Genomic DNA, 14,217 nt, shown 5'->3' with positions numbered 1-14,217 from the left:
GGCCTTAGTTCACCCACACACGAGCGTTGCGGAACATGCGCATCCAGGCGCCGTCTTCGCTCCACTCTTCCGGGCGCCACGAGTTTTGCACGGCGCGGAATACGCGCTCCGGGTGCGGCATCATGATGGTCACACGACCGTCGCGGCTGGTGAGGCCGGTGATCCCGCGTGGCGAGCCGTTCGGGTTGGCCGGGTAGCTCTCGGTGACCTTGCCGTGGTTATCGACGAAACGCAGTGCCACGGTGCCGGACAAGTCGGCTTCGAGCAGTGCTTCTTCGCTGGCGAACTCGGCGTGGCCTTCACCGTGGGCGATGGCGATAGGCATGCGCGAACCGGCCATGCCTTGCAGGAAGATCGAATTGGATTCCTGCACCTGCACCATGGCGACACGGGCTTCGAACTGCTCGGAACGGTTGCGCACAAAGTGCGGCCAGAACTCGCTGCCCGGAATCAGTTCGCTGAGGTTGGACATCATCTGGCAACCGTTGCACACGCCCAGGGTGAAGCTGTCGTTGCGCTCGAAGAAGCCCTGGAACGCGTCGCGGGCACGGCTGTTGAACAGGGCCGACTTGGCCCAGCCTTCACCGGCACCCAGCACGTCGCCGTAGGAGAAACCACCGCACGCTACGAGACCTTTGAACTCATTGAGGTCAACGCGACCGGCGAGGATGTCGCTCATGTGCACGTCGATCGCGTTAAAGCCGGCACGGTCGAAAGCCGCTGCCATTTCCACCTGGCCGTTGACGCCCTGCTCGCGCAGCACGGCAACCTGTGGGCGGATGCCTTTCTTGATGTAAGGCGCGGCGATGTCCTGGTTGACGTCGAAGCTGAGCTTGGTGCTCAGGCCCGGGTTGTCTTCTTCCAGGATCACGTCGAACTCCTGCTCGGCACAGTCGACGTTGTCACGCAGGCGTTGGATCTGGTAGCTGGTCTCGGCCCACTGGCGTTGCAGCAGGCGGCGCTGGCCGGCAAACACGGTGTCGCCGTTGAACGAGATGTTGATCTCGCCGTTGTTGATCGGCTGGCCGATCACGGCCACGCAGTCGTCCAGGCCGGCGGCGCTGAATTGTGCGAGCACGTCTGGCGTAGCGTCCTGGCGCACCTGGATCACGGCGCCCAACTCTTCGTTGAAGAGGATGCCGTTGATCTCGGCAGCATCCTCGGCAACGCTGTCGAGCACGATGTTCAGGCCGCAGTGACCGGCGAAGGCCATCTCGACAACGCTGGTCAGCAGGCCGCCGTCGGAGCGGTCGTGGTAAGCCAGCAGGTGGCCGTCGGCATTCAGGCCCTGGATCACGGCGAAGAAGGCTTTCAGGTCTTCGGCGTCATCCACGTCTGGCGCGTGCTTGCCGAGCTTGCCGTGGGTTTGCGCGAGGATCGAAGCGCCCATACGGTTCTGGCCACGGCCCAGGTCGATCAGGATCAGATCGGTGGTGCCCTTGTCCATGCGCAGTTGCGGGGTCAGGGTCTGACGGATGTCGGTGACCGGCGCAAAACCGGTGACGATCAGCGACAGCGGCGAAGTGACGCTCTTGTCAGTGCCGTCTTCGTTCCAGCGGGTGGCCATGGACATCGAGTCCTTGCCTACCGGAATGGTGATCCCCAGCTCAGGGCACAGCTCCATGCCGACAGCCTTGACGGTGTCGTACAGGCGCGCGTCTTCACCCGGGTGGCCGGCAGCCGACATCCAGTTGGCCGACAACTTGATGTCGGACAGCTTGCCGATGCGCGATGCGGCGATGTTGGTGAGGGTTTCACCAATGGCCATGCGGCCTGACGCCGGAGCGTCCAGCAGGGCCAGCGGCGTACGCTCGCCCATGGCCATGGCTTCACCGGTGTAGACGTCGAAGCTGGTGGCGGTGACGGCAACGTCAGCGACTGGAACCTGCCATGGGCCAACCATTTGGTCACGGGCCACCAGGCCGGTGATGGTGCGGTCGCCGATGGTGATCAGGAAGCTTTTGCTCGCTACGGCCGGGTGGTGCAGTACGCGTTCGATGCTGTCGGCCAGGTCCAGCGCGCTTGGGTCGAAATCATCGCCCAGTTCGGTTTCGCGTACGGCTGAACGGTGCATGCGCGGGGCTTTGCCCAGCAGCACTTCCAGTGGCATGTCCACCGGGCTGTTGCCGAAGTGGCTATCCGTGACAGTCAGCTGCGGCTCGGCAGTGGCTTCGCCGACTACGGCAAACGGGCAACGCTCACGTTCGCAGATGGCCTGGAAGCGTGCGAAGTCTTCAGGGCCAACAGCCAGTACGTAACGCTCCTGGGATTCGTTACTCCAGATTTCGTGCGGGGCCATGCCCGGCTCGTCGTTTGGAATGTTGCGCAGTTCGAAGCGGCCGCCACGGTCGCCATCGTTGACCAGTTCCGGGAAGGCGTTGGACAAACCACCGGCGCCGACGTCGTGGATGAAGCTGATCGGGTTCTTGTCACCCAACTGCCAGCAACGGTCGATGACTTCCTGGCAGCGGCGTTCCATCTCAGGGTTTTCACGCTGTACGGAAGCAAAATCCAGGTCTGCCGAGCTGGTGCCGGTCGCCATGGAGGAAGCCGCGCCGCCACCCAGGCCGATCAGCATCGCCGGGCCGCCGAGGACGATCAGCTTGGAGCCGACCAGGATCTCGCCTTTCTTGACGTGTTCTTCGCGGATGTTGCCCATGCCGCCGGCCAACATGATCGGCTTGTGGTAGCCGCGCACTTCATCGCCACGGGGAGTGGTGATGGATTGTTCGAAGGTACGGAAATAACCGGTCAGCGCCGGGCGCCCGAACTCGTTGTTGAACGCGGCGCCGCCCAGTGGGCCTTCGATCATGATGTCGAGTGCGGTGACGATGCGCTCGGGCTTGCCGTACGGCACTTCCCAAGGCTGTTCGAAGCCCGGGATCTGCAGGTTGGACACGGTGAAACCGGTCAGGCCCGCCTTTGGCTTGGCGCCACGGCCGGTAGCGCCTTCGTCACGGATTTCGCCGCCGGAACCGGTGGCTGCGCCCGGGAACGGGGCAATCGCGGTCGGGTGGTTGTGGGTTTCAACCTTCATCAGGATGTGCACCGGCTCCTGTACCGCGCCGTACTGGCGGGTTTCGGGGTCCGGGAAGAAGCGGCCGGCGACGGAGCCGACGATCACCGAGGCATTGTCTTTATAAGCCGACAGAACGCCTTCGCTGTGCATCACGTAGGTGTTCTTGATCATGCCGAACAGGCTTTTTTCCTGGCTTTCGCCGTCGATGTCCCAACTGGCGTTGAAGATCTTGTGACGGCAATGCTCGGAGTTGGCCTGGGCGAACATCATCAGTTCGATGTCGTGGGGGTTGCGCTTCAAACCGTTGAAGGCGTTGACCAGATAGTCGATCTCGTCTTCGGCCAGGGCCAGGCCCAGCTCGGTGTTGGCCTTCTCGAGGGCGGCGCGGCCACCGCCGAGCACGTCAATCGCGGTCAGCGGCTTGGGTTCGGCGTGGCTGAACAGGCCGGCAGCCTGTTCCAGCTGGCTGACGATGATCTGGGTCATGCGGTCGTGCAGGCTGCTGGCGATCAACTCGGCTTCGGCATCGCTGAACTGGCCGGCAACATAGAAAGCGATACCGCGCTCCAGGCGCTGGATTTTGTCCAGGCCACAGTTGCGGGCGATATCACTGGCCTTGCTCGACCAGGGCGAGATGGTGCCGAACCGCGGCAGAACCAGGAACAAGCGGCCGGTCGGCTCTTGAACAGGAACGCTTGGGCCGTACTTCAGAAGGCGTGCCAGCACTTGCTGTTCGTCGGCGGTCAAGACGCCGGTTACTTCGGCGAAGTGAGCAAATTCAGCGTACAGGCCTGTAACAGCTGGAACCTTTTGGCTCAGTTGCTCTAGGAGTTTGCTGTGGCGAAAGGCAGAAAGGGCAGGAGCGCCGCGCAGGATCAACATCTTCGGGACAGCCTCGGGAAGGGGTGTGCTTTGAGGCCGTGCATTCTAGCGTAAACCATCGCCAACGGCACCCGAAACGCTACCGGTGGCCGCTGCCGAACGTCAGTTGGCAAGGTTTGCACGCGATCAGGGTGTTATCCACGGTACTGGGCGCAGTTATTTTAACCGTCATAATCGCTCGCCAAGCCACGTTTCTGCGGGCTGCAGCACAGTTTAAGCGGCGCTAGCAGACAAGTCCGCCGCTGTCGAGATATGGCGCCATGGGCCGTTTGCGTATACTGCGCAGATGTTCTCCCCAACTGTTTTGCGCCCGCGATGGGTCAAATGGCTCATCGCCACCTCGCTCTTCCTGATGCTCAGTGCCTGTGTTGATAAGCCCAGCACACTCGAGCGAATCAAGGAGGATGGCGTATTGCGGGTGGTCACCCGGAACAGCCCGGCCACGTATTTCCAGGACCGCAACGGTGAAACCGGTTTCGAATACGAACTGGTCAAGCGCTTTGCCGACGAACTGGGCGTAAAGCTGGAAATCGAGACGGCCGATAACCTCGACGACCTGTTCAACCAACTGGGCAAGCCTAACGGCCCGGTGCTCGCCGCCGCCGGCCTGGTGAGCAGCGAACAGCGCCAGCAGCAGGTGCGCTTCTCCCACCCGTACCTGGAAGTGACCCCGCAGATCATCTATCGCAACGGCCAGTCACGCCCGACCAACGCGGCCGACCTGGTGGGCAAGAAGATCATGGTGCTCAAGGGCAGCACCCACGCCGAGCAACTGGCGGCGTTGAAAAAGCAGAATCCTGCAATCGAATACGAAGAATCCGACGCTGTTGAAGTGGTCGACCTGCTGCGCATGGTGGACGAGGGGCAGATCGACCTGACCCTGGTGGACTCCAACGAAGTGGCGATGAACCAGGTGTACTTCCCCAACGTGCGCGTGGCGTTCGACCTTGGCAATGCCAGCCACCAGAGCTGGGCCGTGGCCGCAGGCGTTGACAACAGCCTGCTCAATGAGATCAACGGTTACCTGGACAAGGTCGAGAAGAACGGCACGTTGCAGCGCCTGAAAGATCGCTATTACGGGCACGTCGATGTACTTGGCTATGTGGGCGCCTATACCTTCGCCCAGCATCTGCAACAACGCCTGCCCAAGTACGAGAAGCACTTTCGCGCCTATGCCAAGGCCGAAAAGGTCGATTGGCGGTTATTGGCAGCCATCGGCTATCAGGAATCGCTGTGGCAACCGACCGTCACCTCCAAGACCGGCGTGCGCGGCCTGATGATGCTGACCCAGAACACCGCCCAGGCCATGGGCGTGTCCAACCGCCTGGATGCCAGGCAGAGCATCATGGGCGGCGCCAAGTACCTGGCCAAGATCAAGGATGAGCTGGACGACAAGATCGCCGAGCCCGACCGCACCTGGTTCGCCCTCGCCGCCTATAACGTGGGCGGTGGCCATCTGGACGACGCACGCATCCTGGCGAAGAAAGAAGGCCTGAACCCGAACAAGTGGCTGGACGTAAAGAAGATGCTGCCGCGCCTGTCGCAGAAGCAGTGGTACAGCAAGACCCGCTACGGCTACGCCCGGGGCGGCGAGCCGGTGCACTTTGTGGCCAACATCCGGCGCTACTACGACATCCTCACCTGGGTGACCCAGCCGCAGCTGGAAGGCAACCAGGTGGTGGAAGGCAACCTGCATGTGCCGGGTGTGGACAAGACCAAGCCACCGCAGGACAGCCCGCAATTATAAGAACACTGAATACCAATGTGGGAGGGGGCTTGCTCCCGATAGCAGGGGGTCAGTCACTGCATGTGGTGACTGACATTCCGCCATCGGGAGCAAGCCCCCTCCCACATTTTGATCTCCGCTTGGCTTAGAGGCCGGTGAGCAGGTGGACTACGCCGCCCGACAACACCATCACGCCTGCTACACCCGCCGCCTTCAACGCCGCCTCATCCAACCGGCCTATATCCTGCAACTGCACCCGCACCCGCGTCAGTGCCACACGCTGCTGTGACTTGAGATTCTCGGCGCCGCCCAATGCACTCAGCACATCGGCCGACAGCAGGCCAGGTGTCGATGGCGCAACCGTTTCGGCAATCAGGTCCGGGGTCAGGGCTTTCCAGAATGCCCGCTGCAATTTCTCCAACATGCTCAGTGCTCCATGACACGTGAGGTTTCAACGGTGGCCGCGTGGTACAGGCGCAGGGCCTCACGCACTTGGTCGGCTTCTTCCAGGCCCAGCACCTGGCGAGCGATGATCTGGCAGTCAAGCAGGTCCAGTTCGCGCACGGTGGCCTTGATGGTCGGGATCAGCGGTACGCTGACCGACAGCTCATCCACGCCGAGCCCGATCAACATCGGCACCGCCAATGCTTCCGAAGCCAGCGCACCACACACCCCCACCCACTTGCCGTGGGCATGGGCGGCTTTGACCGTGGTATCGATCAGACGCAGCACTGCTGGGTGAAAACTGTCGGCCTGGCTGGCCAGGCGCGGATGGTCACGGTCCATGGCCAGGGTGTATTGGGTGAGGTCATTGGTACCGATGGAGAAGAAATCCACATGGGGCGCAAAGACATCCGCCATCAACGCGGCCGAAGGGACTTCAATCATGATGCCCAGCTTCGGTAACTCGGTCAGGCCGAGCGCCAACGCTTCTTCTTCGAGCATCGCGCGCGCCAGATGCAGCTCGGAGAGCAGGCTGACCATTGGCAGCATGATATGCAGCCGCGCTAAACCGGCACTGGTGAGGATGGCGCGCAATTGTTCACGCAGCAACTCGGGGCGCTCCAGACACAGGCGAATACCACGCAGGCCCAGGAACGGGTTGGTCTCGCTTTCCATCGGCACATAGGCCAAGGGTTTATCGCCCCCCACATCCAGGGTACGCACCACCAGATTGCGCTCGGTGCCAAGGGCGCGGGCGATGGCGCTGTAGGTACTGGCCTGCTCCTCGGGGCTCGGGGCGCGATTGCGGTCCAGGTAGAGAAACTCTGAACGCAGCAGGCCGACACCTTCACCGCCCAAGGCCAGGGCCTGCTCCACTTCCTGCAATGAGGCCACGTTGGCGGTGATCTCGACGTGATGGCCGTCACAGGTGACCGCGGCCAGTGCTGCCTGGGCCACTTCACGTTGGCGTCGCAGCAGTTGCTGTTGGCGAATCGCCTGCAGGTGTTCGATTTCAGCCAGGTTGGGTTCCAGATGCAGCTCGCCTTTGTCGGCATCGAGCAAGACCTGCCTGCCGTTGGGCAGCGCCAGTACTTGCGCCTGGACCCCGCAAATAGACGGCAGCCCGAGCGCGCGGGCGAGAATCGCAACGTGGCTGGTTGCACCGCCACCCACGGTGACGAAGCCGAGCACCTTACTGGTATCGAGCCCGGCGGTTTGCGAGGGTGTCAACTGCTCGGCGACCAGGATCGCGCACTCAGGCAAATCCCATGCGCAGTCCGGCACGCCCAGGATCAACTTGAGCACGCGCTGCCCGACGTCGGCCAAGTCCGCTGCGCGTTCGACGAGCAACGCTTTGCCCAAGCCTTCCAAGAGTTTTGCGGTCGCCAATGTGGCGCTGTTCCAGGCAAAGGCAGCGCTCTTGCCTTCGGCCAGCAAGCTGTGGGCGTGCTCAAGTAAGGTGGGGTCTTCGAGCAATTCCTGATGGGCGCGGAAAATTTCGACCTGGGCACCGCCGGCCGCCTTGGCTTGCAGGGTTTGCAGCGCCTGGGCTGCCGCCCGCAGGCCACGCGCCAATGCAGCACGCTCAAAGGCCTCTCCAGCACCGGCCTCGGGGATGTCGAGTTGCGGCTGCGCCACTTGGACAACCTGGCCAAACGCCGAGCCCGGCGACGCACACACACCCCGCAACACGGTCGGCGATAACACCGGTGCGGCTGGCTTGACCACCCCAGCCGCAGCTGCCAACGTTTCGCCACAGCCGTCTAGCAACAGCGTCACCAGCGCCTGGATCGCCGCCTCGGCATCCTCGCCCGCTGCACTCACTTGCAGGCTATCGCCCCGGGAGGTTTGCAGCGCCATGATCGCCACCAGCGACTTGGCATTCGCGCTCTGGGTTTGCTTGTGCAGGTAAATACTTGAACTGAACGCCTTCGCCGCCTGGGCAAACACCGCCGCAGGGCGAGCGTGCAAACCGTTGGAGTTTGGCAAGGTCAGTGGCTTTGAAAACAGCGCGTCGCCCTCCTCTTCATTCACCTCGGCGAGTGTGTCTGCGGGTGACAAGTGCAACAGCGGCTGGCCTGCCTTGACCCGCGCCTGTTCCGGCACCAGCAGCACAAATGGCTCGCCACTCACCACCAGCATCAAGGTCAGCAGGCTACGTGCATGGAGCGCCACATAGTCGGCGTCGAATTCGATCAGCGGCTGCCCGGCCTCCACCCGCTGGCCTTCCTCGACCAGGCGGGTGAAGCCCTGGCCCGCCAGGTTCACGGTGTCCAGGCCAATATGCAGCAGCACCTGCACACCGTTTTCGTCAGTGACACTCACCGCATGACCGCTGTCCTGGATGTTGCTGATCACCCCAGCCAGCGGCGCGCAGAGGCTCTGCGAGGTGGGATCGATACACAGGCCGTCGCCGATCACGCGGCTGGAAAACACTGGGTCGGGTACCTGATCCAGCGCGAGCAGCACCCCGGACAGGGGCGCCAGCAGTTCCAGGGGTTGAGATGTGGTCATGACGTCACCTGTTGTGTTGTTCTGTAAAAATCATTGGATGGATACAAAAGTTGCGGGATGACGAAAATCAAATGTGGGAGCGGGCTTGCTCGCGAAAGCGGTGTATCAGGTGATACACGTAGTGACTGACCCACCGTATTCGCGAGCAAGCCCGCTCCCACATTAGTCCGCAGTTATTTCCACCAGTATTCGACTTGCACACCCATGTTCGACCCATGCCGTGCCGTGCCATAAGCGCCGGTATCAGACAACGCCGAGCCCGCCGCCAACTCATTCGCGGCACGCTTGGCTGCTTCGTTCCAAGACGCATAGGTGTAATACAACCGCACTTCCGGCCGCGCCCAGAATTCCGGGCCTTTGGGTGACCAGGTCGGGGCGAAGGTAAATTTGCTCAGTTTGCGCGTACCGCCCGTGGCCTCGACCTGATCGTGCCCCAGTTCAGCGACCAGCTTGAATTGCTCGCTGATGGCGTACGCCGGGCGTACACCCAGGGAGATCCAGTTCTGGTCCTGTCGTCCCGGACGTACATCTTTCTGGTACACCGCCTCCACCTGCCCGCCGAAACGCGGGGTCACCTGCCAATCGAAGAACTCCACGGCACGGTAGCTTTTACTGCTCTTGTCCAACGCAGTATTGCCGGTGTAGCCCAGGCCGGTGCCGGGGCCTTCGCCGTACTGCAGGGCGAATTTATTCTTACCGCCCAGGAATGGCGTTTGCACGTGCTGCGCCGTCAACGCCCAACCACTGTTGGTGTCACGCCCACCAGCCTTTGCGATGTAGCTCAAGCCAAGCTCCAGCTCGCCGCCCGGGTTGGTGTTGAAACCTGCCACGTTGAAGTCGTGACGGGTGGCGTATTCCTTCTGGTACAGGTTGTCCTTGCGCGACAAGGCGTAGCTGTATTTCAAGCCGCCGATCAGCACGTCTTCGATCCCCCCACCGGTGGCGCTCTGGTTCCAGTAGTAGAAGTCGGAGATGTGAATGTCGTTACGCTTGTAGTAACGCCGCCCGGCCCACAGTGAGCCGCCATTGAGGCTGGGCAGGTTGGACCACTGCGCGTACATCTGCGGCATGCGCGCCGAGCCGTTGTTTTCGCCCTGGAACTTCAGGGCCCGATCGTACTTGTTGTAGAGCGAGGCCATCGCATCCACGCTGAGCACCGAGCCGTCGTCAAGGGTCAGCAGGTCCTGGCGCAGTTCCAGCTCAGCGTACTGCTCGCATTCGTTACCCAAGCGGTACTTGGTTTGCGCCCCCGGCAGCTGGAAACATTGCTGCTTGCCACTGCCCGTTGACGTGCCCGCGCCGCTGCGCAAGTAACCGGCGAACTCCAGCGCCTGGACGCCAAACGGCGCGGTGAGGCACGACGCAATGAGGCCCAGTTTTATTTTTGTTTTCATGAAGCACTCCTTTTATTTTTATTGTTTTTTCTTGCTTTCTTGCGTGATGCGATTGCCTGTAGGGCGGCTCAATCCTTGAGGTGCAGCACAAACGATTCATAAGGACGCAACACCACCGTGCTCGAACGCACCGGGCAGTCGGGGTAATTGCTGATCAACAGACGTTGCCCGCACATCGGGTTGATCACGTGGTCGGGCAGTTGGATTTCGCAAGCTGTGCCGTAGAAGTTGTTGAGTACCAGCAGCCGTTCGCCATGGCCTTCGCGCAGGTACGCCCAAACCTGAAGGTGGTCTTGCAGCAGTTGCTGGTAAACACCGTCCTGGATCAGCGGTTCGCGACGCCGCAGGGCGATCAAGGCGCGGTAGTGATGCAGCACCGAGTCCGGGTCATCCAGTTGGCTTTCGACGTTGATCTGTGCGGCGTTGGCCGGGATGCCAATCCATGGCTCGCCACGGCTGAAACCGGCATTGGCCTGGCTGTTCCATTGCATCGGCGTACGGCCGTTGTCGCGGGACTTCTGCATGATCGCCGCCATGCTCGACGCCTCGGACTCCCCGGCATCGCGCTTGAGTCGGAAGATATTCAGGGTTTCCACGTCGCGGTATTGCGAGATTGTGTCGAAGCCCGGATTGGTCATGCCCAACTCTTCGCCCTGATACACATACGGCGTGCCCTGGAGGAAGTGCAGCGCCGTGGCGAGCATCTTGGCCGAGACCACGCGGTATTCACCGTCGTCACCAAAACGCGAGACCACCCGTGGCTGATCGTGGTTACACCAGAACAACGCATTCCAACCGCCACCGGCCTGCATACCCATTTGCCAGTCAGAGAAAATCTGCTTGAGTTGGAGGAAATCGAAGTCGGCCTTCACCCACTTTTGCAGGTTGGGATAATCGACTTTGAGGTGATGAAAGTTGAAGGTCATCGACAGCTCTTTCGACTCCGGCCGCGAATAGCGGATGCAGTGTTCGAGGCTGGTGGACGACATCTCGCCAACGTTGATCAGGTCATGGCCTTCGAAGACTTCGCGGTGCATTTGCTGAAGGTATTGGTGCACGTTCGGGCCGTCGGTGTAGAAACGGCGGCCGTCGCTGTTGTCTTCGGGGAAGTCAGCGGGCTTGGAGATCAGGTTGATCACGTCCAGGCGGAAACCACCCACGCCTTTGTCGCGCCAGAAACGCATCAGCTTGAACACTTCGGCGCGCACCTTGGGGTTGTCCCAATTCAGGTCGGCCTGGGTGTGGTCGAACAGGTGCAGGTAGTACTGGCCGGTCTGCGCCTCGTACTCCCAGGCGGAGCCGCCGAACTTGGATTCCCAGTTATTCGGCTGGTCGCGCCAGATGTAGAAGTCGCGGTAGGGGTTATCGAGGCTGCTGCGCGCCTGCTGGAACCACTCGTGCTCGATGGAGGTGTGGTTGACCACGATATCGAGCATGAGCTTGATGCCGCGCTTGGCCGCTTCGCAGATCAGCAGGTCACAGTCGGCCATGGTCCCGTAGCTGGGGTCGATCGCGTAGTAGTCGCTGATGTCGTAGCCGTTGTCGCGCTGCGGCGAGCGCAGGAACGGGGTGATCCACAGGCAATCAACACCCAGCCACTTGAGGTAGTCGAGCTTGTCCACGATGCCCAGCAGGTCTCCGGTGGCGTTACCCGCGTGGCTGTGGAAGCTTTTGGGGTAGATCTGGTAGATCACCGAGTGTTGCCAGTTTTGCATGGTGGGTTCCTTCAGTAGAGTTATGGGCTGGCCTTGAGGGCCCCATCGGGGGCAAGCCCCCTCCCACATTTGAAATGCGTTCTCCCGTGGGAGCGGGCTTGCTCGCGAAGGCGGTGGATCAGGCGACCCGATATCCAGGCCGCACGATCTTCATGCTCAACACACAGGTCACGACAAACGGCACGACAATCGCGATGACCATCCCGATCACAAAGCTTGGAATGAACTGCGGAACGATCGAGATAAACCCGGGCAAGCCACCGACACCGATGGCCGAGGCCGTCACCTTGTTCAGCGACAGGAAAATGCTGCCCAGCGCCGAGCCCAGCAGCGCGGCGTAGAACGGAAACTTGAAGCGCAGGTTCACGCCGAACATCGCCGGTTCAGTGATGCCGAAGTAGGCAGAAACCGCCGAGGTCGAGGCCATGCTTTTGTCCCGCGCATTGCGGGTCATGTAGAACACCCCGAGTGCGGCGCTGCCCTGGGCCAGGTTGGACATGACGATCATCGGCCAGATAAAGGTGCCGCCCTGGGTAGAAATAAGCTGCAGGTCCACGGCGAGGAACATGTGGTGCATGCCGGTGATCACCAGCGGCGCATAAAGCAAACCGAAGATAGCCCCGCCGAGCATCGGCGCCAGGTCAAACAGGGTGACCACGCCTTCGGTGATGAGGATGCCGAGGTGGCGGGTTACCGGGCCGATGATCGCCAGGGCCAGCACGCCAGTGACGACGATGGTAGTGATCGGCACCACGAGCAGTTGGATCGCATTGGGCACCCGTGCCCGCAGCCATTTCTCGATGACGCTCATCACATAGGCCGCCAGCAGGATCGGCAGGATCTGCCCCTGGTAGCCGACCTTCTCAATCTGGAACCAGCCAAAAATATCGAAGTACGGCAAGCTCTGGCCGTCGAGGCCGGCGACCGCCTTGCCGTAGTTCCAGGCATTGAGCAGGTCGGGGTGCACCAGCATCAGGCCGAGCACGATGCCGAGGATTTCACTGCCGCCGAAACGCTTGGCCGCCGACCAGCCCACCAGTGCCGGCAGGAACACGAACGAGGTGTTGGCCATCAGGTTGATCAGGCTCCACAGGCCATCCAGGTTCGGGTAGGCCTCCAGCAGCGTCTTGCCCTCGATGAACATGCCCTGGGCGCCCATCAGGTTGTTCACGCCCATCAACAGGCCGGCAATGATCAGCGCGGGCAGGATCGGCATGAACACATCGGAGAACACCCGCACCAGACGCTGCATGGCGTTGGTCTTGTCGGCGCCTTTCTTTTTGACGTCGGCAATAGTGGCGGCGGCAAGGCCGGTCTGTTCGCGCAGGGCGGCGTAGACCTTTTCCACTTCGCCTGGGCCGATCACCACCTGGAACAGGCCGCCGGTAAAGAACGAGCCCTTGACCAGATCGACCTGGTTCAACGCACTGCTGTTGACCAGGTTCGGGTCTTTGAGCGCCAGGCGCAGGCGGGTCACGCAATGGGCGGCTTGCTCAAGATTGTCGCTGCCCCCGAGGTGCTCGAGAATCTCGCGGGCGATAGTCGAATAGTCGTGGCTCATGATCGTTTTCCACTGTGATTGTTTTTATGGGTGGCAGTCATTGGCAGCACGCCGAGGGGAAAAGTACTCGTCTGTACGAGTTAAATCAACAACTCGTCTGTACGAGTTACACTTTTGCTTAATATTGCGAACTGCCCGTCAGATTTTTCCCCAGGCTGCACGGGTGCCCAATGGACAAACCCCACCTGTGCCACTAAGGTTCCTGCCTTGAATGCAAGCCAGGCACAGAGCCATCTCATGAGCAAATACAACCAGATCTATACGGATCTGCTTGCCAGCATCACCACAGAACGCCTGCAACGCGGTACGCGCCTTCCCTCCGAAACCGAACTGATGGACGCCTACCAAGCCAGCCGTGGCACCGTGCGGCGCGCCATCGAGCAGTTGCAGGAGCGTGGCTTTGCACAAAAGATCCATGGCAAGGGCACCTTCGTGCTGTCACCCAACCCGATTGAGTTTCAACTGGGCGGTATCGTCAGCTTCCACGAGACCCACGCCGACCTGGGCGAAGACGTACGCACCGACGTGGTCGAATTCACCCAGCTCCCGCTGGAAGGCTCACTGCTGCAACACATCGAGGCCGAACCCGGCACGCTGATCACCCGCGTCAAACGGGTGCGGCGCATCGGCGGCAAACGGGTGATCCTCGACATCAACCACTTCGTCGCCGACCTGATCCCCGGCCTGGATCGCGAGATCGCCGAACAGTCGATCTACGCGTTTATCGAACAGACGTTGCAGCTGCAAATCAGCTTTGCGCAGCGCACCATCGAAGCCCTGCCGCGCAGCAAAGACGACCAGGCGCATCTGGATCTTGATGGGCAAAGCCATGTGATCGTGGTGAGTAACCAGACGTTCTTGCAGGACGGGCGGCAGTTCGAGTACACCGAGTCGCGGCATACGCTGGATAAGTTCTACTTTTCGGATATTGCGCGGCGATGAGCGCTGGGCATCACGATCAT

8 protein-coding genes are annotated in these 14,217 nt (G+C 61.3%); 2 read left to right on the top strand and 6 right to left on the bottom strand.

Annotation, left to right across the window (positions count from 1 at the left end; translation table 11 throughout):
• Positions 1-4: 4 nt before the first annotated feature.
• Positions 5-3,901, bottom strand: a complete 3,897-nt coding sequence (purL, locus tag FRT59_RS22460) for a phosphoribosylformylglycinamidine synthase (protein ID WP_153872435.1) — start codon at positions 3,899-3,901, stop codon at positions 5-7.
• A 286-nt stretch (positions 3,902-4,187) separates the two neighbouring features.
• Between purL and mltF the strand changes: the two genes are divergently transcribed.
• On the top strand, positions 4,188-5,648 hold the full coding sequence (gene mltF, locus FRT59_RS22455; protein ID WP_034115870.1) for a membrane-bound lytic murein transglycosylase MltF: 1,461 nt from the start codon (positions 4,188-4,190) through the stop codon (positions 5,646-5,648).
• Positions 5,649-5,772: 124 nt separating this feature from the next.
• Here mltF and FRT59_RS22450 read toward each other — a convergent pair whose 3' ends face one another.
• The 5 genes from FRT59_RS22450 to treP form a co-directional block, all read right to left on the bottom strand.
• Complete coding sequence (locus tag FRT59_RS22450) at positions 5,773-6,051, bottom strand: PTS sugar transporter subunit IIB (protein WP_153839129.1); 279 nt, start codon at positions 6,049-6,051, stop codon at positions 5,773-5,775.
• Between the two features lie 2 nt (positions 6,052-6,053).
• The gene (gene ptsP / locus FRT59_RS22445; protein WP_153872434.1) at positions 6,054-8,585 is read right to left on the bottom strand and encodes a phosphoenolpyruvate--protein phosphotransferase; all 2,532 of its coding nucleotides are present in this window, start codon (positions 8,583-8,585) and stop codon (positions 6,054-6,056) included.
• Between the two features lie 173 nt (positions 8,586-8,758).
• Positions 8,759-9,979, bottom strand: a complete 1,221-nt coding sequence (locus tag FRT59_RS22440; protein WP_153872433.1) for a maltoporin — start codon at positions 9,977-9,979, stop codon at positions 8,759-8,761.
• A gap of 68 nt (positions 9,980-10,047) precedes the next feature.
• The gene (treC, locus tag FRT59_RS22435) at positions 10,048-11,694 is read right to left on the bottom strand and encodes an alpha,alpha-phosphotrehalase (RefSeq protein WP_153872432.1); all 1,647 of its coding nucleotides are present in this window, start codon (positions 11,692-11,694) and stop codon (positions 10,048-10,050) included.
• A gap of 118 nt (positions 11,695-11,812) precedes the next feature.
• A complete protein-coding gene (gene treP, locus FRT59_RS22430) occupies positions 11,813-13,255 on the bottom strand; it encodes a PTS system trehalose-specific EIIBC component (RefSeq protein ID WP_034115875.1) in 1,443 nt (480 codons plus the stop codon).
• Positions 13,256-13,492: 237 nt separating this feature from the next.
• Between treP and treR the strand changes: the two genes are divergently transcribed.
• Positions 13,493-14,197, top strand: coding sequence for a trehalose operon repressor (gene treR / locus FRT59_RS22425; RefSeq protein ID WP_034115876.1), 705 nt, complete (start codon positions 13,493-13,495; stop codon positions 14,195-14,197).
• Positions 14,198-14,217: the final 20 nt, after the last annotated feature.

Origin of the sequence: Pseudomonas haemolytica (assembly GCF_009659625.1) — a bacterium.
GTDB classification, from domain to species: domain Bacteria; phylum Pseudomonadota; class Gammaproteobacteria; order Pseudomonadales; family Pseudomonadaceae; genus Aquipseudomonas; species Aquipseudomonas haemolytica.
Note: the sequence above shows the minus strand (reverse complement) of the source record. Positions and strands in the feature narration are given on the sequence as shown.

Bases quoted from the DNA above. Each gene is read 5' to 3' on its own strand.
- FRT59_RS22440 (WP_153872433.1), bottom strand. From the start codon at position 9,979: ATGAAAACAAAAATAAAACTGGGCCTCATTGCGTCGTGCCTCACCGCG.
- ptsP (WP_153872434.1), bottom strand. From the start codon at position 8,585: ATGACCACATCTCAACCCCTGGAACTGCTGGCGCCCCTGTCCGGGGTG.
- treC (WP_153872432.1), bottom strand. From the start codon at position 11,694: ATGCAAAACTGGCAACACTCGGTGATCTACCAGATCTACCCCAAAAGC.
- FRT59_RS22450 (WP_153839129.1), bottom strand. From the start codon at position 6,051: ATGTTGGAGAAATTGCAGCGGGCATTCTGGAAAGCCCTGACCCCGGAC.
- purL (WP_153872435.1), bottom strand. From the start codon at position 3,901: ATGTTGATCCTGCGCGGCGCTCCTGCCCTTTCTGCCTTTCGCCACAGC.
- treR (WP_034115876.1), top strand. From the start codon at position 13,493: ATGAGCAAATACAACCAGATCTATACGGATCTGCTTGCCAGCATCACC.
- treP (WP_034115875.1), bottom strand. From the start codon at position 13,255: ATGAGCCACGACTATTCGACTATCGCCCGCGAGATTCTCGAGCACCTC.
- mltF (WP_034115870.1), top strand. From the start codon at position 4,188: ATGTTCTCCCCAACTGTTTTGCGCCCGCGATGGGTCAAATGGCTCATC.